The organism is Halomonas sp. 72, assembly GCF_052379785.1.
Taxonomy (GTDB): domain Bacteria; phylum Pseudomonadota; class Gammaproteobacteria; order Pseudomonadales; family Halomonadaceae; genus Vreelandella; species Vreelandella citrativorans.
Window position 1 is genome coordinate 334,448 of the sequence record NZ_JBQSYY010000001.1, and the last position, 21,136, is coordinate 355,583.

Sequence of the window (21,136 nt, forward strand, 5' to 3'; positions counted from 1 at the left end):
TACTCTAGCTCCCTGATACAGACCCCAGCGCGCCTAAGCAGTAATACTTGGTTTCGAGGTACTCGTCGATACCGGTGGCGCCGCCCTCACGGCCAAGGCCCGACTGCTTCACGCCGCCAAAGGGTACCGGTGGGCCGGTCATCTTGACGGAGTTTACACTGACCATGCCGTACTCCAGCGCACGCATCAGCTTCCAGATCCGGCGAATATCATGGGTATACACATAGGCCGCCAAGCCATACTCGGTATCGTTGGCAAGCTCAATAACCTCTTCGTCGCTCGAATAAGCGGTAATCCCGGCCACGGGGGCAAAGTTCTCTTCCCGCCAGACTTTCATTTGTGGCGTTACGCCTGTTAATAGCACCGGCATAAAGAAGTTTTCGCCCGGCGCTTGGTTCTGGTCTCCCATCACCAGCGTGGCGCCCCGAGAAATCGCGTCATCGACAATCGAAGCGGCCTTCTCTACGGCCTGGCGGTGAATCAGCGGGCCAAGATCGATCTCGCCCTGCAAACCATTGCCGACGGTTAATGCCGCCATGCGCTCGGTAAACTGTTCAACAAAGGCGTCATGAATGGATTCGTGCACCAGAATCCGGTTGGCCGCCAAACAGTCCTGCCCCGCCGTTTGAAACTTGGCATCTACCGCCGCGTAAGCCGCCTCTTTGGGGTCCATATCCGGCCCGACGATAAACGGCGCATTACCGCCCAACTCCAGTGAAAGGCGCTTAACGGTACCCGCACTTTGCTCCATTAACAGGCGGCCAACGCGGGTGGAGCCGGTAAACGACAGTGCCCGGATGCGTGGCTCGCTGCACAGTATCTTAGAAACCTCGACAGGCTCACCCAAGACAACGTTAAAGATACCGTCCGGTATGCCTGCCCGCTCGGCTAATTCTGCCAGCGCCAGCGCTGAAAAAGGCGTTTCATTGGCCGGTTTCACAATCACCGGGCAGCCAGCAGCCAGCGCGGCCGCCGCTTTACGGGTAATCATTGCCAGCGGAAAATTCCACGGCGTAATCATCGCGGCAATACCAACAGGCTCTTTAATAGTGCCCAGCGAGGCATTAGGAATATGGCTGGGGATCGTTTCCCCGTAAGTGCGCTTACCCTCTTCCGCAAACCAACGCACGAAACTTGCTCCGTACTCTACTTCGCCCCGTGCATCAGGCAGCGGTTTGCCCTGTTCCAGGGTCATGATGGTCGCCAAATCTTCGCGGTTGGCCTGAATCAAATCGTACCAGGCCAGCAGGCGCTCGCAGCGCTCATCGGCACGCAGTGCGCGCCAGTGAACAAAGGCCGACTCAGCGGCATCCACCGCCGCGGTAATCTGCTCAGCTTCAAGCAGAGGAATATGCCCGATCGCTTCGTTGGTTGCCGGGTCATACACCGCTTCTTCACGGCCACCTTCCCCATGCGTCCACTTGCCATTCACATAAGCGTACTGGCGAAACAGGCGCGGATCTTCTAGCCGTTTCACCAGCGTGGTCGATAGTGTGGTCATGGGCACCTCCCCTGGTTGAAGCCATTAACCGGCGACAAACCGTTGCACGTTGACGATTGAAGAGATCGGCTTTTGGCCGATCCTTTCGATGTGCCTAGCGTAAGGGAGAAGACGCACGAAGTGTTTTTGAAAGCGAAGTGGTTTAGCTTGGTTTTTTTTGTCTAGACCGCTTTTACAGCAGTTTTTTTTGGCGCTAGCCGCCAAGCCGAGACTAACTGAAAAAGGCGATACCTAAAGAAGTCTAAACATTCGTTATGTTGTGGTATACCTACCCTTTCAACAAAAATGGCCGATGATGCCACGTCGGTTTTAAATAAATTTCACCTTACGCTATGGCCTGCCCTGCTAAAACGACTGGTTTTAAGATCTTACCCCTGTAAAGATCGCGTAATGCCAGCTCTACCGGGCCAAGGGGAGCGTCGTGTATCAACTTCCTTACTTTAAGCAGCTTTCCCAACAAATTAATGGCACAACAGTTCGGAAAAAGTATGACGTAGATCGGCACGACGAACGTCTATACTCGCTGACCGTGGTCACTACGCTCTTGGCAATTTTTTACTTTTCTTACACGTTGGTGGATATCTATATACTGCCCGATATCACCTTTAGATCTCTATTGTTACGCATATCAATCATTGGACCACTTACCATTTTCTTGTTTGCCTATTACAAACGACCCGCATCCATTCGCCGTAAAGAGCTTGCAAGCGTAGTGGTCGTCGTTTTGGGAACGGCGGTTTGGTGTATAGCGCTGCTGGGATCGGAAAATCCACGCGTGCTTCACTATTTTTATGCTGGCCTGATTTTCCAACTGGTTCTTACCATTGTTCTGACGCCGCCGTTTGAATACAGCATCTATGGTTCATTATTTGTGTGCATTTGCCTTTACACCACTATCTGGTTTCTACCCGGCGCTAATCTTGAGTACGTGGTCAACCACTTGGCGTTTGGCATCCCCGCTGTAGTGCTGACGTTAATGGCCAACTATCGTTTCTCCGCTGAGTCGCTACGCCTATACCTGCAGAATATTAATACTGACCTGTTACGTTCCGAACTTGCTGAACGCAATGCAGACCTGGAACGAATTTCCAATATAGATCCGCTAACAGGGCTATCTAACCGTAGAGGCCTCGCCCGGAACTCAGCATTGCTACTACAAAAATGCGCTTCACAAGAGCATATTGCTGTTGTGATTATAGACGTGGACTATTTCAAAGCATTTAACGATCACTATGGGCATGCGGGGGGAGACCGCTGCCTACAAGCAGTTGCAGAGGCTATTCGCGACGTGTGTACATCGGAGGATATCGTGTGCCGCTTTGGGGGCGAAGAATTTCTGGTTTTACGCTCAATACGTAATGGCACTAAGCATAACGCTTTAATACTGGCTGAAAGTATACGGGCAAACGTCGCCAACCTTACCATTTCCCACACTCAGTCAAGCTTTGGCATCGTTACCGTGAGTGCGGGGGTGTGTACTAGCCCTGCTCCTCCTGTGGATGAGCTCAACAAGTTGATTCAGGCGGCTGATCAGGCGTTATATGACGCAAAACATGAAGGTCGAAACCGGGTCCGTGAGCGACATTTCAGTAGCACTATAGAAATGGGCAACTCAGTAACTTAATCACTTACTGTTAAGTATAGGCTGATCCGTCACACAACGCCTGTACCCTCCACATCAATACCAATCGGCTGACGCTTAACCGTTTTGGTCACGATATAGGTGAAGTAACGCTCAATGCCCGCCTCAGAAACCAGCCATTTATCCATGAGCCGCTGGTAGCTATCAATTGTGCGGGCTTCAAACTTCACCAGATAATCAACCCCACCGCCGACAGCGACACATTCGGTGACCTCTGGCGTATCCATGACCAAAGCTTCAAAGCGCGCAAAGCTTGCGGCGTTGTGGGCTGTAAGCTCAATTTGCACCCACACAGGGTTGCGCGGCACCAGTACATCGGCATTGATGCGTGCGGTATAGCCCTGAATGACCCCGGCTTTTTCCAAGCGTTTAACCCGCTCCCAGCAGGGGCTGACCGAGAGGTTAATTGCCTCGGCCAGTTTGGACTTGGTGATCCGCCCATCACGGGAAAGGATATCGAGAATTTTAAGATCAAAACGGTCGAGTTTTATCATGCCTTGGGCTATGCCTCCAGGCGGTCGACGACATCGGCAATCACCGCAATGGTGTCCCCCATATTGACCAGGGCCGGGGCGCGCCGGGCCATCAAAATGCCATCGCGTTCGGCGCGGTAGGCAACCGGCTCGCTACCGGTACGGGTCATATCGTATACGTAAGCCAACACCTGCCCTTTGGTCACGGCATCGCCCAGCGCCACGCAAAGCTCAAGTACGCCGGAGTGCTGACTCTGTACGTAGCAGCTGGCGTCTGGCATATCGAGATAGACCTGGCCGCCTTGCGGCATATCCACCTCGCCCTCTAGCAGGCCGTAATGGATCAGAAAGTTACGTACGCCGCGCTCGGTAATCGCCATACTTTGTGGCGTGGAGGTGCCACCACCGCCAAGCTCTGTGGCCACAAACACCTTGCCTTGGCGCTCGCAAGCAGTATCGAAGAGTTTTTCGGCATCCAGCTCAAACATCACCATGGCGTAAGGCGCACCAAACGCTTTGGCGCCTTCCAGCGCGGCCTGTTGCTGGGCTTTGTCATCCAGCACATGAGAAGCACCAAACGGCAGAATATCCAGCGTGCGGCCACCGGAGTGTAGATCCAGCACCACATCGCTCATGGGCACCAAAACGCGGGTAAAGTAGTCGGCAATTTGCAGCGTTACGCTGCCGTTGGGGTCACCGGGGAAACTGCGGTTAAGATTGCCCTGATCCATCGGCGATGTCCGCTTGCCTGCCATTACGGCGGGCGTATTCATGCACGGCACAATAATCACCCGCCCACTGACGTCCTCTGCAGTGAGCACATTGGCAAGCTTAAGCAGCGAAGTAATCCCCTCGTATTCGTCGCCATGGTTGCCCCCGGTTAATAGCGCTGTGGGGCCTTCGCCATTTTTCACCACGGTAATCGGGATCATTACCGCCCCCCAGGCCGAGATATCGGTGGAGATGGGCAGCTTTAAAAAACCGTGCTGCACGCCGTCAGCATCAAAGTCGACAGTCGCGGAAATCGGGCTTGGTCGCAGGGTCATAACGACTCCTTAATCAGTTATACGGCTTATTCTTTAACGACTTATCATCATTTAACAAATAACTGCCGTGGAAAGTTGGCCAGCGTCTCGCAGCCTGTTTCAGTAATCAGGATGCTTTCGGTAATTTCCAGCCCCCAATCCTCCACCCAAAGCCCAGGCATAAAATGAAAGGTCATACCGGGTTGCAGGATGGTCTCATCCGAAGGACGCAAACTCATGGTGCGCTCGCCCCAGTCCGGTGGGTACGAAATACCGATAGGGTAACCGCAGCGTGCGCCACCGCGGTCAAAACCGTATTTATCCATCGCCGCCCCCAGCGCCATGGCGATATCCGCCGTTCTATTTCCTGGCTTAGCAACGTCCAGGCCGTTTTCGATACCTTCCAGAAGGGCTGATTCAGCGCGAATAAAGTCGGTCGGCGGTCGTCCCAGAAATACGGTGCGCGACATGGGCGCGTGATAGCGCTTGAATACTCCGGCAATCTCAAAGAACGTGCCCTCGCCTTCACGAAACGGCGTATCGTCCCAGGTCAAATGTGGAGCAGCGGCATCTTTACCGGTTGGCAGCATGGGGACAATGGCAGGGTAATCGCCGCCATACACTTTCCCATTTTCATCGAAAAAGCCTTCTATCCCCACTCGGTAGATTTCCGAGACCAGCTTACTCTTGGGAAGCCCCGGCTCGATGACTTCCAGAATACGCGAGTGCATGCCTTCAACAATCTTGCCGGCAATGCGCATATAGGCGATTTCCTGAGGCGACTTGATTGCCCGGCACCAGTTCACCAGCGCATTGGCGTCGATAAAGCGCGCGTGGGGCAGCTCGCGTAGCAGACTCTGGTAGGCTTTGGCGGTGAAATAGTAGTTATCCATCTCCATACCCACTACGCCGGTATGCCAGCCGCGGTCAGGCAGGATCGACTGCGCCAGATAATCCATCGGGTGCATATCCGGATTTTGAACGTAGTAATCCGGATAATAAGTAATATTAACTGGGTCAATCCAACAGGTGCGCAGCGCGCCGTTAGCGTCCATACGACGCCCAAACCATACCGGCTCACCTTCCAGGCCAACCAGGACACACTGGTGTACGTAAAATGACCAGCCGTCGTAGCCGGTCAGCCATGCCATATTCGACGGATCACTGACGATCAATACATCAATGCCGCGGCCGGCCATTTCAGCACGCACCTTCCACAAGCGCTGTGCATACTCTTCACGCGTGAAGGGCAGGGAAACCTGAGTCATCGGGCAACTCACCATCAAAGATCACCAAGAACCGGTGCGCGTTTTTTACGCCAAGCAACGGGGCACAAGGGCGACCAGGCTACCGCCATGGAAGGCTTGCCAATGTCGTCTTAGCCCGATACTAGCACCACCCCGTGGTTGCGGGTCAAAGCCTTTATTTAACTCATGTTGCCGGCTCTCTTAACCGGCCACGCAAAAGCTTCAGCACCGCGCGCTCACCGGGGCCAATCAACGGCTCATTTTCAAGTTTGTTTTCAACCAACTGCCGAAAATGCGCCAATGTACGGCCACCCCGGTAGCTCTCCACCACACGGAGATCAATGTAGGCCAAACGCCTCGTTCTATCGTGACGCGTTATGACTTGCAGCGTGCAGACAACCTCCCCATGATGAATAAATAGAGTGAGAGACACCCATTCACCACGCAGGAGCCGAAATGAAGATTGTTGTGCACACCGATGATGCCACTCAATGGCGCGATGCCCTTTCCGAAGCGCTTCCTAACGCAACGGTCGTGACCAGCGACGCTCCCGAAGAGGCACGCCAAGATGCTGACTATCTTGCGGTATGGAAAGCCCCTGCGTATCTCTTGAAAGAGCAGACTCGGCTTAAAGGCATCATCAACCTGGGCGCAGGAGTAGATTACTTGCTCGGCACGCCAGGGCTGCCCGCCAATGTTCCCATCGTGAAGCTGCGCGATGCGGGCATGAGCGAGCCAATGGCCGACTACGTACTGTATGGCGTCTTACATTTTTACCGCAGCATGGACCGTTACACCGCTCAGCAAGCCAACGCTGAATGGCAGCCGCAACGCTTGGCAGATAAAGCTGATTGGCCGGTGGGTGTGCTCGGCCTGGGCGCTATCGGGTCGCAGGTTGCCAGCGCCTTGCAGCAAGCGGGATTTCCGGTGCTGGGCTGGAGTCGTTCACCCAAAACCATCACAGGTGTACAGTGCCTGCATGGTGATGAAGGACTGGATGAGCTTCTTGGCCAAGTGCAGAGCGTGGTTACTATCCTGCCCGACACCCCCGCCACACGGAGTATTCTTAACGCCGAACGGCTCGCCAAACTGCCCAAGGGCGCCAGCGTGATCAACCCAGGCCGAGGCAGCTTGATTGATGAACAGGCGCTTCTTGAGGCACTGGGTGATAACGCTACGCCAGGCCACTTGCGCGGCGCGTTGTTGGATGTTTTTTGTGAAGAGCCGCTGCCCGCTAAAAGCCCCTTATGGCAGCACCCCCGCGTCATCGTCACCCCCCACATGGCAGCGCCCACCCCGGTGAACGATGCGATTGACCAGGTCATTGCCTACCTGCATGCCTTTGAGGCGGGTGAAGACCTGCCTACGGTTAACCCCACACAAGGATACTAAGTCCGTTAAAACCAGCATGGGCGCCTCTGTCTACACGCAGCGGGGGGCGCTTCTTTCATAGTGATACACCGACCGCATCACGGGCGCATCAAATGTTAAGATACCCACTAAAGGCGCTCGAAATATATGCCAGGCCATGGAAATGCATGACAGATATGCAAGCAGGTCTTTGAACCCAAGACGGCTCAGCTTATTGGGTTTATTTGCAAACAGCGCTAGCTAGCGGGGACTGCTTGCTCATAAGGAGAATCAGGATGCGACTCGCCCGTTTTAATGTTGTATCGGCTTGTATACTACTGGGCACCGCTTGGCTATTACTCAGCGCTGTACCGGTCAATGCAAGCGAAGAAGCCGCCAGCACTCTTGCAGACATAGTGCCATTTAAAGCGCAATACCGGCTGGAAACCCGCAACTGGCCCAGTGCAACGATTACCCATACGCTCAGCCAGGAAGGCCAGCATTGGCTAAGCGATATGCGCTTTTCATTGGCCATAGTCAGCGGTCAGGAGTACAGCCGCTTTTCAGTGGCTGATGACGCCGTCCGTTCACTGCTTTTTAGCAGCAGCTACTCGCTTCTGGGCGTAGGCGACAGCTATCGATTAACCGATAGCGATATTGCAGCACTTGATCGCCAAGCCGCGCTGGTTGATCTCTCTCGGCGTGCAGGCCATGAAACATGTACACAAAGCGCACCCTGTGATCTCGATTTTGTTGACCACCGCGGTCGAGATGAGCACCTCCAGTACTACGCCACACCAGGCACGCACATCGTCAACGTGCCCGCTGGTGAGTTTGAGGTACAGCAGGTCATTTTGACGGATATCGAAAAGCCCGACCGCCATCTGGAAATCAACTTTCACCCAGACTGGCCCGGCCTGATTGTCTCGGCGGAGTATCAAAAAGAGGGTCGCCGCCAAACCCGCATCAGGCTTACTCAATTTAACCCTTAAGGCGCCACACCCTACATGCTGTCTGGATTATTGATTGTTCTTCTGCCTCTGATAGTGGGCTATTTATTACGCATTCGCTCTCCTTACCTCCAGCAACTGATCAACCGTGCCGTTAGCGGCTCGGTTTATCTTATTTTGCTCTTCATGGGGGTAAGTCTTGCCGGGCTTGAAAATCTAACCAGCCAGCTTTCGCGGCTGGGGGGCAATGCATTGCTGCTGTTTAGTATTACCACGGCGTTTAACCTGGCCGCTTTATGGTGGTTGTCTCGCCGGGTAGCACTACAAACAGGGGATTCACCTGTCGTTAAAAACGCACCGACCAGTAAGCTTGCCGCCATGCAAGGCTCGTTACTCTTGCTAGCAGTAGTGGCGGTCGGCGTTATTACAGGCCTGCTGCTGGGCCCAAGGCTAGGCGAGACGCTTTTTACCGCCGCAGACCTGTTAGCTGAATGGGTGCTTTACGCGTTGCTAGTGCTGATCGGCTGTCAGCTACGCAACTCCGGCATGCCGCTTAAGCAAATTCTACTCAACCGGCTAGGGCTTGCTATTGCGATAACGCTGGCCGTTAGCTCGCTACTGGCGGGATTGGCTGCCGCCCCCTTGCTCTCGCTTAGCTGGAACGAAGGACTCGCCATGGCGTCTGGCTTCGGCTGGTATTCGCTTTCAGCCATTTTAATTGGCGACCAGCTAGGGCCGCTAATGGGCGGCGTGGCATTTTTTAACGACCTTTTCCGGGAACTCCTGGCATTTATTTTGATTCCGCTAGTGATTCACCGCCACACCGCCCTTGCCATTGGCTACGGCGGTGCCACGTCAATGGACTTTACCCTGCCTGTGATTCAACAGCACGGCGGCGTCGCCTGCGTGCCCATCGCGGTAGTTAGCGGATTTATTCTTTCGCTACTCTCGCCCCCTTTGATTCTGTTTTTCCTTTCATTGTCGGCTTAAAACACCGACCTCATGGAGGGCGATGCAACAGACGCCCTCTTTAGCCTTTCCGTTTCAAAAAAACGCTCCCCTTTACTGGGCACTCTAAAAAAGATAGCTTAACAATTAGCAATTTTTTGAGCCAAGGCTGCAATATTCGCCTTCAAACTTCTTAATATAAATAAATATAAATTTAAAAACCTTAAACAAACCACTTAACTCATATCAACCTTAAACTCAAACACTTTATTTATTAAACCCTTACAACTCCCATCCATTCACCTTTAAACCTTATTTCCGGCTCTTCAACCACCCTTTAACATAGGTAGTTGATGTAGGTTATGGTTGAGAGAAACGTCATCAGCGTATGCTTTTTTCGACTAAAGTAGTTTAGTAAATATTTCTAATGCAACGCCTGCTGGCAGGGCTGCCAAAGGATAGGCAGGCATGTCACCGACAAGATGCGTGATTCAGACAGACACTATTAACCATGATAACTCAGGGAGATTGAACATGGGCGGAGTGGCTTTGGGCGAGGTTGCTACCGATAAAAGCGAAGCAAACAAAAGCGTAAAAGAAGTTAGCAACAGTGTGCCGCTAACGTTAGTTAAAAGTTCTTTAAGCGCTAATCAACTAACCCCTAACGACGACCCTTATCCCGATATTACTAATAGCCCTAGCAATAATATCATCGTTAACATCGACAAGGATAAACTAGACGCTCCACAGCGTATTCTGTTTGTGACCACCGAGATTACCGATTTCGTTAAAGTCGGTGGTTTAGGTGATGTGTCATCGGCGTTACCCAGAGCGCTATCAATACATCACGATGTGCGCGTACTGATGCCTGCCTATCGGGAGATACTCGAATCCGAGTATAACATTGTTCCCGCAGGCCACCTGCCCGCCTTCGCCGATTTACCCGCGTGTGATATAGGCAAGATCACCTGCCGGGATGGCCTGATCCTCTATGTATTGCTCTGCCCCGAGCTTTATGACCGCGAAGGCACCCCTTACGGCACGGGCTCCAGCGGCTATGGCGATGGTCAAGATAAAGGCTGGCAAGACAACGACATCCGCTTTGCCAGGCTTTCTCGGGCAGCAGCCGATATCGCTTTGGGCGATGCACATCTCGATTGGAAGCCCCAGCTGTTACACCTCAACGATTGGGCATGCGGCCTGGCGCCTGCCTATATGCACTGGCAAGGGCAATCCATTCCAAGCGTGTTCACGATTCACAACCTGGCGTATCAGGGCACCTTCAAAGCCTCACGCTTAAAAGCACTCGGCATTCCCGAGGAGGCGTTTCATATCGAAGGTGTCGAGTACTACGGCGACCTTTCGTTTATGAAAGCAGGTATTGTCTATGCCTCGCATGTCACCACGGTCAGTGCCACCTACGCCCAGGAAATCACCACGCCAACATTCGGCTGTGGCCTGGATGGCCTGCTGCGCTGCAAAGCCGCTCAAGGCCTTCTGAGCGGTATTCCAAACGGTATTGATGACTCTTGGGACCCACGTACGGACAGCCACTTGATTCAGGCTTTCTCCTCCAACGACTGGCGCGGTAAACGCGCCAATGCCGACCATGTTCGCCGTCATTTCGGCCTACTGCCCAGCCAGGGGCCACTGTTCGTGGTGATATCACGGCTTGTCCATCAGAAGGGGCTTGACCTGACCATCAAGGCCGCCAAGGCGATTGTCGATGCTGGCGGGCAGATCGTAGTTATGGGCAGCGGTGAGCGGGAGGTAGAGGAAGCGCTACGTGAGTTAGCCCTGCGTTTTCAGGGGGCTATTGCGGCGTACATTGGGTTCGACGAATACCAGGCGCGTTGCCTGTTCGCCGGGAGCGACTTCCTGCTAATGCCGTCACGCTTTGAGCCCTGCGGATTAAGCCAGATGTATGCCCAGCGCTTTGGCTCGCTTCCCATCGCCCACCGCACCGGCGGGCTGGCCGACACGATAGAGGATGGCGTAACCGGCTTTCTGTTCGATGACATGCAGTTCGGCAGCTACATGCGAGCGATTCAACGCGCCTTTGCGGTGCACAAGTCGACGGATCTATTCAATGCCATGCGCGGCGCCGCCATGACGGGGCGCTATCACTGGCGGCAATCCATCGTGCCCTACAGCAAGCTTTACCAGCAGGCACTGGAGCAGGCGGACACTTTACAAGCAGAGCATCAAGCAGCGCTATCTCACTGAAGGAGTCGGCAAGGAATGTCTGACAGAGCGCAGTTTCGAGAAACGACTTTTCAGCCCACCCAGGGCGCTCAGGTCGTTAAAGAAGGCATCACCCGGTTTGTGCTCTGGGCGCCGGACGCGTGCCGGGTCGACGTGGAGGTCGAAGACCTGCATAGCGCCACCATGGTAAAAACAGGCGACGGGTATGTCGCCGCCGAGCTTGCCTGCGGCCACGGCGCTCGCTACCGCTACCGTGTATTCGGTGATGATGACGATCAGGGCAGCCCAATACCCGACCCTGCTGCCCGCGCTCAAGCTAGCGATATTGATGGGCCTAGCCTCGTGATTGACCCAAACCACTATCACTGGCGCAATCCAGGCTGGCAAGGGCGCCCTTGGCATGAAACGGTGCTCTATGAGCTACATGTCGGCACGCTGGGCGGCTTCGAGGGCGTTCGCCAACGCCTTCCCTACCTTGCTGAGTTGGGCATTACCGCCATCGAGCTGATGCCGGTCTCGGAGTTTCCCGGCGCGCGCAACTGGGGCTACGACGGCGTGCTGCCCTATGCGGTGGAAGCCTCCTACGGCAGCCCGGATGAGCTGAAAGCCCTGATCGATGAGGCTCACGACTTAGGCCTGATGGTTTTTCTTGACGTGGTATATAACCACTTCGGCCCCGACGGTAACTACCTGGCACGCTATGCCAGCACGTTTTTTCGTGACGATATCGCCACGCCCTGGGGCCCTGCCATCGACTTTCGAAAGCCCCAGGTGCGCCGCTACTTTATCGATAACGCCTTAATGTGGCTTGAAGAGTACCGCCTGGACGGCCTGCGCTTCGATGCCGTGCATGCCATCAGCGAGCAGGGCTTTCTGGTCGAACTCGCCGAAACAGTACGTAGCCGAATAGTGCCTGAGCGGCATGTCCATCTGGTGCTTGAGAACGAAGGCAATACCGCAAGCCTGCTCACTGCTGAGCAGTTTAATGCCCAGTGGAATGACGACTGGCACAACGTTATCCATGTCCTCCTGACCGGCGAAAAAGAGGGCTATTACAGCGATTTCGTCGACGACGCCACGGCTCGGCTGGCCCGCTGCTTAAGCGAAGGGTTTATCTATCAGGGCGCGCAGACTCGCCATGGCCACACCCGCGGCGAGCCTAGCGCCCACCTCCCCCCCACGGCCTTTGTGGCGTTTCTGCAAAACCACGACCAGATCGGTAACCGCGCTCTTGGCGAGCGGCTAAGCTCTCTGGCGAACCCCGACGCCCTGGCAGCCGCTACAACGCTACTGCTGCTTTCCCCCATGGTGCCCTTGCTGTTTATGGGCGAAGAGTGGGGGGCCACTCAGCCCTTTTTATTCTTCACCGAGCATAACGAAGCGCTCGCCCAAGCGGTTCGTGAGGGGCGCCGGGATGAGTTTGTCGACTTCAGCGCTTTTCAAGATAAAAAGGCCCGAGAACGCATACCAGATCCCAATGCCCTGAGTACCTTTGAGGCGTCCATCCCCGACTTTGACGCCCGCGAAACGGCGCCCCATGCCGCTTGCCTGGAACGCTATCGCACTCTTTTGGAGCTTCGCCATCAGCATATCGTGCCGCGCCTTCAAGGCGCATGGGCATTAGGCGCTAACGCTAACGCTATCGGCGACAAGGCCGTGCTGGCCCGTTGGCAGATGAATGACGATTCCCAATTGGTCATAGCGCTCAACCTGGGCCACCAGCCGGTCGTCATAGCAGACTCAGACGCTCAATCGCTGCTTGCCGAGCAGTGCTTATACGCAACGCACGAAGGAGTGGCATCGGCGATACAAAGTGGACGCCTACCCTCGGGGGCAGCAGCCGTGTGGCTGCTGGATGGGCCGGGTAATCGTGAGGCAATCCGATGAATCATAAACTTACCCAGCTCGCTGAAGCGGCCGGATTATTGCTTGAATGGGAAAATAGCGATGGCGAACCGTGTCAGCTGTCGGAGTCGGTTCAGCGTACTTTGCTTAATGCGCTCGGATTTTCAACCGAGAGTGAAGCGGCGCTGGAGGAAAGCCTGCTGCGCCTTAAGCGCCTGCATACACCTGAAAGCCCGGCCGAGTGGCCACCGCTGATCACCGCCGATCTTGAAGCGCCGATCACGTTGCCATCGCCGCTGGCCCCAGGCACGGCGTTTATAGTGATACTTGAGCAAGGCAGCCGCGTAGAGGGTACGTTAGGCCACGATGGCACGCTGCCTGGCATCAAGGAAACGGGCTATCACCAGTTGCACATCGCCAATACCCAACTGACTCTGGCGGTCGCGCCGCAGCGGTGTTTCTTCCCTAACGGGCTTCGCGGTGAACCCACGCCCCACTTATGGGGTCTGGCCGCCCAGCTTTACGCCCTGCGCCGCACGGGCGATGGAGGCATTGGCGATGTTCTGGCGCTGGAAAACTTTATCGCCCCGGCGGCAAAGCTTGGCGCGGATGCGTTGGCCATCAGCCCCACCCACGCCATGTTCAGTGCCACCCCTGATAAGTACAGCCCCTACTCGCCCTCCACGCGGCTTCTTAACAACGTGCTGTATAGCGCACCGGAAACGCTATTCGGCGAAAACCGCGTTCGCGATGCCCAGACGCGTAACGGGCTACAGGCAGAGCTTCGCCGCTTGGAAGCGAACGATTTACTCAACTGGTTTGATGCGGCGCGGGCCAAGCTCTCCTGGCTGCGCTTTCTTTACGATGATTTTATGGCTTGTAAGGATGAAGCTACTCAAGCCCTGCGCCAGAAAATGCACAAATTTCGCCAGATGGGCGGCGAGCTGCTGGAAGATCACTGCTGTTTTGAGGCCCTGCAACGCGAGTTCGGGCCCAGCAACTGGCGTGACTGGCCAGCGGCCCTTCGCGACCCTGCCAGCCCTGAAGTGGCTCGTTTTACCGAGAGCCGCGCCCACGAAGTAGGCTTTCATGTTTTTCTGCAATGGCTAACCGCCGAGGGGCTGTCTCGCGCCCAAAAAGCCACTCAAGAAAACGGTATGGCCATAGGCTTAATGGCTGATTTAGCGGTGGGCGCCGACGCTGCGGGCAGCCAGACATGGAGTCGTCAGGATGAAATGCTGGAAGGCGTCTCCATCGGTGCCCCCCCTGACCTGTTTAACGGCCAAGGGCAAAACTGGGGGTTAGCGGCGTTCTCGCCCTTCGGCCTAAAACGTTCAGGTTTTCGTAGCTTTATCGACATGCTGCGCAGCGCTTTTGCCCATGCCGGTGGGCTGCGCATTGATCATGTGCTCGGTTTGATGCGCCTATGGCTGGTGCCTCAGGGCGCATCTGCCACGGAGGGTGGCTACCTGCGTTATCCATTGGACGACATGCTTCGTCTGGTCGCGCTGGAATCCTGGCGTCATCGCGCCATTGTGATTGGCGAAGACCTTGGTACCGTGGCACCGGGCTTTCGCCAACAGCTAGCCGCACGCGGCATATTGGGCATGCAGGTGCTATGGTTCGAGCAGGACAAAGAGAGTAACTACCTTGCCGCCAGCCGATGGTCCCCTGACGCACTGGCCACCACCTCGACCCATGACCTGCCTACCGTGGCCGGTTGGTGGGCGGGACGCGATATTGAGTGGCGTGACCGCCTGGGGCTGTTCAAGGTCGACCAGAGTTATGAAAGCGAACAACAAACCCGGCGCCACGAGCGCGCTAGGCTCGCCGCAACACTTGGGCTTTTAGGCAGCAACCCCACCACCCAGACGCTGGAAGCGGCCGACATTCCCGCCTCGCAGGTGCTCAATGCCTGTGCCTGCCACTTGGGCAGTACGTCTGCGCCCTTGGTATTACTGCCAATAGAAGATGTGCTGGGACTCGAAGAGCAGGCCAACCTGCCCAACAGCACAGCGGAGCACCCTAACTGGCGTCGCCGCTGGGCAATGGATGCAAGCGACCTGCTGGCCTCTGACGAAGTACACCAGCGGCTTGGTGCCCTGGCGCTTTCGCGCAGCGGTGAGCTAAAAGAAGCGACCTCACCATCTGCCCTGTTTGGGAGGCCGTCCCATGAATGAGATTCGTGCCACGCTTCGGCTTCAGTTTCATCGCGACTTTACGCTGGCGGACGCCGAACGCTGGGTCGACTACTACGCTCGCTTGGGCATTAGTCATCTGTATGCCTCACCGCTACAGATGTCACGCGCGGGCTCGCCGCACGGCTACGACGGTGTAGACCCTACCCGCATTGATCCTGAACTGGGCGGTGAAACCGCGCTGAAACGCCTGGTATCCCGGCTGCGTGCTCATGATATGGGGCTGGTGTTGGATATTGTACCCAATCACTTGGCGGTGGGCGGCTCGGAAAATCTGTGGTGGCAGGACGTGCTGGCCTGGGGAAGCGATAGCCCCTACGCCGGGTTCTTCGATATTGACTGGCACTCAGATACCAACAGCGCGGCCTCCACGCTTAACGGCAAACTGCTCGTACCATTTCTTGGCGTCGCCTATGCCAACGTACTCCGTTCAGGCGAGTTGACGCTGGACTACGACGCCGAAGCGGCAAGCTTTCATGTTGATTATCACGAGCACCGCTTTCCCATCGACCCACGCCACTACGGCGACATACTGCGCTTCTCAGAACATAACGCGCTGTATGAGCAGGCGGCTTTTTTCGAAACTCTGCAGCAAGACGAAGACGCCTACACATCTGCCCAGGATGCGCGCCGCCAGCTAAACAAGGTGCTGGAATCACCCGAAGCTCAGGCGTCGCTCAGCGCTGTCATGAGACTGTTTAATGGCACAAGCACTCATGCCACCACTCGGCTTCATGCCTTGCTGGAACGTCAGCACTACCGCTTGGCGTGGTGGCGCACCGCATCCGATGAAATTAACTGGCGGCGTTTTTTTGATGTGACCGAACTGGGTGGGCTGCGCATTGAAGACCCCGAAGTCTTCAAGGCCGTGCATGCCCTACCGTTACGTTTGGTCGAGGAAGGCTGGGTCGATGGACTGCGAATAGACCACGTTGATGGGCTGGCCGACCCGCAGGGCTATTGTCTACGCCTGCGCCAGCATTTGGATGCGATAGAGGAAAAGCGCCCAGCAGACGCCCCCCGCCATGTCGCTCTGTATGTGGAAAAAATCCTCGGTGATGGCGAGACCCTGCCTACTGATTGGGGCGTGGATGGCACCAGCGGCTATGAGTTCATGAACGTGGTCTCGGGGATACAGCACGACCCTACAGGCAGCGCGCCGCTAAGCCGGTTATGGCGTGACGTCAGTGGCCGTGACGCTGACTTTGCGGCTGAGGTACGCCAAGCTAGACGCGAGGTGCTTGGCTCGTTGCTGGTCAGCGAATTTTCAGCCTGTGCCCGTGCCCTGCACGCTGTCGCGCGTGCTCAATTAAGCAGCCGGGACATAACCCTGGCCGCGATTCGCCGGACTCTGGAAGCGTTGATTGTCCACTTCCCCATCTACCGCAGCTATGCCGATGACACCGGCCGCTCCGAAGCCGATACCCCCTTTTTCACCCAAGCCATGCACGGTGCGCGCCAAGCGCTCAACCCGCCGGACATTGGCGTTCTTGAAGCGCTTGAGCGCTGGCTGGGCGGTGAAGCACCGCGTGCTTGCGCCAAGGATAACGAGCGCCAGCTGCGCCAACGTGCGATTACTCGCTTTCAACAGCTTACCTCGCCGGTGGCCGCCAAGGCGGTCGAAGATACCGCCGGCTATCGCAGCGCGGTGCTTATTTCACGTAACGATGTGGGCTTTGACGGGGAGCATTTCAGCCACTCCGTCGAGCACTTTCATCAGGCCAACGCACAACGTGCTCACGATTTTCCAAACGCCATGGTGACCACCGCTACTCACGACCATAAGCGGGGCGAAGATGTACGCGCCCGGCTGGCCGCGCTGAGCGAGCACGCGGGGATGTTTACACATCAAGTGGAGCGTTGGCGAAAAATGGCCGCACCACTGCGTCATGCATTGCCTGAGGGGCTTGCGCCCTCGCCGGGCGATGAGCTGATTGCCTATCAGATGTTGCTGGGTGCCTGGCCGCCGACGCTCGACCCGCAGGACGGTGAGGCGCTTGAGCGCTTTAATCAGCGGCTTGCCGAGTGGCAGTTAAAAGCCTTGCGCGAAGCCAAGCTGCGTAGCCACTGGCTGTGGCCCAACGAGGCTTACGAATCGGCCTGCCGCAGCTTTCTAGAAGGGTTGCTGACGACAGCGCCCCTGCTCAATTCAATCGCCGCTGCTGCGCGTAGCCTTGACCTGCCAGGCGCCCTTAACGGCTTGGTGCAAACAGTGCTGCGCCTAACCGTGCCCGGCGTGCCGGACCTCTACCAGGGCAATGAGTTCTGGGACTACAGCCTGGTAGACCCGGATAACCGTCGCCCCGTTGACTACAACCTGCGACAAGCGGGGCTTGATCAAGCGCTCACGCCTATAGCGGCACTGCGTACCTGGCGCGATGGGCGAGTAAAACAAGCGGTGATTGCCCGGTTACTCAAGCTTCGCCAGCGCCACCCTTTGCTGTTTGCCCACGGTGACTATCACCCACTGATGGCCAGCGGCGAATGTGCCAATCACGTAGTGGCCTTTACTCGACGCTACAAAGGCTACCAATTACTAGTGGTGGCACCCCGGCTCACCGTCCACCTGCTGGATAACACCGACAAACCTCATATTCCTCAAGATCACTGGGAGGATACATGCCTGCCGCTGGCCCCCGGCGGTTGGCGAAGCATTTTAACCAAGACAACTCTGAAAGTAGGCAGCACCGGCATCGCTGTTGCTAGCCTGCTTGAGGAGCTACCCGTGGGAGTTTTCCTGCTCACTAACGACTCGGACAGCGGCACGGAAGCTCCGCACTTGCATCAACGCAATGAATGATCGAATCAACAGTGTGAACCATCGAAATAGACATAGGGAGAGCTGAGATGACTGACGAAGAACGCGTACGTCAATTGGCCTACAGCATTTGGGAAGCTGAAGGACGCCCTGAAGGGCAGCAACAACAACACTGGGACAGAGCCATCAAAATAGTGGCTGCCGAGCAAGCAGCCGGCAACGAAGCTGATCTTGAAGAAGTGGGCGAACCGATCAACGAGGCGCCTATTTTAGAGGATGACTTGCCTCTGGAAGAGGACGAGATGGGCATCCAGGAAAGCCGCCTTCCGCTTGAGGATCCTGACGGCGATCTGTCATTCGATGAAGCCCCTTTTCGCGACGATACAGCGGTAGGCCAGGACGTGCCTGTACAGGACCGTGGCCACCCGCCCCAAGAACCTGCACCCGGCGAAGCAGCAGGTGCCATGGAGCCAATGCCCGAAGATTCCGCCACGGTAAAACGCACCCAGCGCCCGCGCCGCAGTAGCGAAGCGCTGGCGGCTACCGATGAACCTCAACCGGCCAAAAAATCTGCCCGCGCTCAGCCCAACAAGACCACCGGATCAGAAAAATCAGAGCCCCAGAAACCAGAGCCCAGTAAAACAGTGACCGGGAAAACAGCGACCAAAGCGAAGAAACCAGGCGAGCGAAAGTAAAGCGACCACTCATAAGAGCCCCCTAAAGGCTCAAGGATGAAGGTAATGCAGACAAGCCAAACCACGCGCGACGGCGATGACCCCGTCGCGACCGATGAAGCCCCCAGCGTTATGCGGCGCTCACGCGTAGATGAAGGGTGGTCGTTTCCCTTGGGCGCCAACTGGGATGGCCTCGGGGTAAATTTTGCGCTGTTTTCGGCGCATGCTACCCGGGTAGAGCTGTGCCTGTTTGATGAGACGGGTGAGTACGAACTGGAGCGTATCGAACTTCCCGAATATACCGACGAAGTGTGGCATGGCTACCTGCCCGATGCCCGCCCCGGCCAGCTTTACGGCTACCGCGTATACGGCCCTTACGCACCGGAAGAGGGCCATCGTTTCAACCCCAACAAGCTGCTGCTCGACCCCTACGCTAAGCAGATCGTGGGCGAGATCAAGTGGGACGAGGCGCTATTCGGCTACACCATCGGCCACTCGGAGGGCGACCTGAGTTTTGATGAACGCGACAGCGCAGCGTTCATGCCGAAATGCAAAGTAGTCGACCCGGCCTTCACCTGGGGGCGCTCGCGGGGGGTGCAGCTTCCCTGGGACCAGACCATTGTCTACGAGACGCATGTACGTGGTTACACCATGCGCCACCCTTCGGTGCCCGAAGCGCTGCGTGGCACCTTCGCGGGGTTGATGGTCAACGATGTGGTCGACTACATCCGTTCGCTTGGCGTGTCATCGGTCGAGCTTTTACCCATCCATGCGTTCGTTGACGACCAACACCTTCTGGAACAGGGGCTACGCAACTATTGGGGCTATAACACCCTGGGGTTCTTTGCCCCTCATTCGCGCTACCTGGCTGGCGAAAGCGTGAATGAATTCAAGGAGCTGGTAGCGCGCTATCACGCTGCGGATTTGGAGGTCATTCTTGATGTGGTTTACAACCACACGGCAGAAGGTAACGAACTTGGCCCAACGCTCTCCCTTAAGGGGATCGACAACGCTTCCTACTACCGGCTGATGCCGAAGGAGCCGCGCTACTACATCGACGACACGGGCACCGGCAACACCCTAAACCTGAGCCACCAGCGCGTTTTGCAAATGGTCACTGACTCGCTGCGCTACTGGGCCACGGAAATGCGCGTTGACGGCTTTCGTTTCGACCTGGCGACCATCCTTGGACGCGAACCCCACGGCTTTGATGAAGGCGGCGGCTTTCTCGACTCCTGCCGCCAAGACCCTGTGCTTAGCCGGGTAAAACTGATTGCCGAACCCTGGGACTGCGGCCCCGGCGGCTATCAAGTAGGCGGTTTTCCGCCGGGCTGGGCGGAGTGGAACGACCGCTACCGCGATACCGTGCGCGCTTTCTGGCGCGGCGACGAGGGCAAGCTTCCGGAGCTTGCCACGCGGCTCATGGGCTCAGCGGATTTCTTCAAGCGCCGTGGTCGGCGACCGTTTGCATCGGTCAACTTCGTTACTGCTCACGACGGCTACACCCTGTTTGATCTGGTGGCCTACAACGATAAGCATAACGAGGCAAACGGCGAAAATAACCAGGATGGCCACAGCAACAACCTGTCGTGGAACCACGGCGAAGAGGGCCAGAGCGACAATGCAGAGATTCAGGCGCTGCGGTTACGTCAGGTCCGTAACTTGATCGCCACTACGCTGCTCTCCCAAGGCACGCCCATGCTGCTGGCGGGCGACGAACTGCTGCGCACCCAGCAGGGCAACAATAACGCCTACTGCCAGGACAACGAGATCAGTTGGCTGGACTGGAACCTCGACGGCAACGCCCATGCCATGATCGAGTACGTACGCCGGGTGACGGCGCTGCGGCTACGCTACCCCATCCTGCGGCGCGGGCGCTTTCTTTCGGGTGAATACAACGAAGAAATGGGCCTCAAGGAAGTGACCTGGCTGGCCCCAGATGGCCATGAAATGAGCGTTGAGCGTTGGGAGGACCCTGACGTTCGCACCCTAGGGCTGATGCTGGACGGGCGCGCCCAGCCCAGCGGAATACGCCGTGCCGGTGCCGACGTTACCTTACTGCTGATATTTAATGCTCACCACGACTCAGTGGCGTTTCACCTGCCTGAAGCCCCTAGCGGCGGGGGCTGGCTATGTCGTCTCGACACCCGCTGGCCCACTGAGGAAGATGCTTTCCTGAGCGCCAATGGGCAGCGTTCTTTTAGAAGGGAGCATCAAATGGAAGGTCGTTCGCTGGCCCTGCTTGAGCTGGTTCAACTAGCGCACGCGCCACAGGCTGATAACGCCGTTATCTGATGAGGCAGCACGGAGTTGCCTACGG

General features: G+C 56.4%; 15 protein-coding genes. 10 read left to right on the forward strand and 5 right to left on the reverse strand.

What is annotated here, in order from left to right; translation table 11 throughout:
* Positions 1-4: 4 nt before the first annotated feature.
* Positions 5-1,501, reverse strand: coding sequence for an NAD-dependent succinate-semialdehyde dehydrogenase (locus ACT3T6_RS01595; protein ID WP_193054440.1), 1,497 nt, complete (start codon positions 1,499-1,501; stop codon positions 5-7).
* Between the two features lie 421 nt (positions 1,502-1,922).
* Here ACT3T6_RS01595 and ACT3T6_RS01600 point away from each other — a divergent pair, with 421 nt between their 5' ends.
* Positions 1,923-3,125 carry a GGDEF domain-containing protein gene (locus ACT3T6_RS01600; protein ID WP_193054439.1) on the forward strand — a complete coding sequence of 401 codons (1,203 nt, stop codon included), beginning with the start codon at positions 1,923-1,925 and terminating at the stop codon, positions 3,123-3,125.
* Between the two features lie 29 nt (positions 3,126-3,154).
* Here the strand turns inward: ACT3T6_RS01600 and ACT3T6_RS01605 are convergent, their stop codons facing one another.
* The 4 genes from ACT3T6_RS01605 to ACT3T6_RS01620 form a co-directional block, all read right to left on the reverse strand.
* Positions 3,155-3,637: an Lrp/AsnC family transcriptional regulator gene (locus ACT3T6_RS01605; protein WP_193054438.1), complete on the reverse strand. Its 483-nt coding sequence runs from the start codon at positions 3,635-3,637 to the stop codon at positions 3,155-3,157.
* Positions 3,638-3,645: 8 nt separating this feature from the next.
* Positions 3,646-4,662 carry a N(2)-acetyl-L-2,4-diaminobutanoate deacetylase DoeB gene (gene doeB / locus ACT3T6_RS01610; RefSeq protein WP_193054437.1) on the reverse strand — a complete coding sequence of 339 codons (1,017 nt, stop codon included), beginning with the start codon at positions 4,660-4,662 and terminating at the stop codon, positions 3,646-3,648.
* 47 nt (positions 4,663-4,709) lie between these two features.
* Positions 4,710-5,909: an ectoine hydrolase DoeA gene (gene doeA / locus ACT3T6_RS01615; protein ID WP_172117472.1), complete on the reverse strand. Its 1,200-nt coding sequence runs from the start codon at positions 5,907-5,909 to the stop codon at positions 4,710-4,712.
* 163 nt (positions 5,910-6,072) lie between these two features.
* A complete protein-coding gene (locus tag ACT3T6_RS01620) occupies positions 6,073-6,240 on the reverse strand; it encodes a hypothetical protein (protein WP_193054436.1) in 168 nt (55 codons plus the stop codon).
* Positions 6,241-6,344: 104 nt separating this feature from the next.
* Here ACT3T6_RS01620 and ACT3T6_RS01625 point away from each other — a divergent pair, with 104 nt between their 5' ends.
* From ACT3T6_RS01625 to glgX, 9 genes are all read left to right on the forward strand, one after another.
* Positions 6,345-7,280 carry a 2-hydroxyacid dehydrogenase gene (locus ACT3T6_RS01625; RefSeq protein WP_193054435.1) on the forward strand — a complete coding sequence of 312 codons (936 nt, stop codon included), beginning with the start codon at positions 6,345-6,347 and terminating at the stop codon, positions 7,278-7,280.
* Positions 7,281-7,534: 254 nt separating this feature from the next.
* The gene (locus tag ACT3T6_RS01630; protein ID WP_193054434.1) at positions 7,535-8,230 is read left to right on the forward strand and encodes a hypothetical protein; all 696 of its coding nucleotides are present in this window, start codon (positions 7,535-7,537) and stop codon (positions 8,228-8,230) included.
* 15 nt (positions 8,231-8,245) lie between these two features.
* Complete coding sequence (locus ACT3T6_RS01635; RefSeq protein ID WP_193054433.1) at positions 8,246-9,178, forward strand: lysine exporter LysO family protein; 933 nt, start codon at positions 8,246-8,248, stop codon at positions 9,176-9,178.
* A 492-nt stretch (positions 9,179-9,670) separates the two neighbouring features.
* The gene (gene glgA, locus ACT3T6_RS01640) at positions 9,671-11,362 is read left to right on the forward strand and encodes a glycogen synthase GlgA (RefSeq protein ID WP_226913579.1); all 1,692 of its coding nucleotides are present in this window, start codon (positions 9,671-9,673) and stop codon (positions 11,360-11,362) included.
* Between the two features lie 15 nt (positions 11,363-11,377).
* Complete coding sequence (gene treZ, locus ACT3T6_RS01645) at positions 11,378-13,228, forward strand: malto-oligosyltrehalose trehalohydrolase (protein WP_193054432.1); 1,851 nt, start codon at positions 11,378-11,380, stop codon at positions 13,226-13,228.
* Complete coding sequence (gene malQ / locus ACT3T6_RS01650; protein WP_193054431.1) at positions 13,225-15,366, forward strand: 4-alpha-glucanotransferase; 2,142 nt, start codon at positions 13,225-13,227, stop codon at positions 15,364-15,366. The genes treZ and malQ overlap by 4 nt, the downstream gene beginning before the upstream one ends.
* A complete protein-coding gene (gene treY / locus ACT3T6_RS01655) occupies positions 15,359-18,184 on the forward strand; it encodes a malto-oligosyltrehalose synthase (protein WP_193054430.1) in 2,826 nt (941 codons plus the stop codon). Before malQ ends, treY begins: the two co-directional genes overlap by 8 nt.
* 47 nt (positions 18,185-18,231) lie before the next feature.
* Entirely contained in the window at positions 18,232-18,837 is a 606-nt protein-coding gene (locus ACT3T6_RS01660; RefSeq protein ID WP_193054429.1) for a DUF2934 domain-containing protein, read from the forward strand.
* A 45-nt stretch (positions 18,838-18,882) separates the two neighbouring features.
* The gene (glgX, locus tag ACT3T6_RS01665) at positions 18,883-21,111 is read left to right on the forward strand and encodes a glycogen debranching protein GlgX (RefSeq protein WP_193054428.1); all 2,229 of its coding nucleotides are present in this window, start codon (positions 18,883-18,885) and stop codon (positions 21,109-21,111) included.
* Positions 21,112-21,136 lie beyond the last annotated feature (25 nt).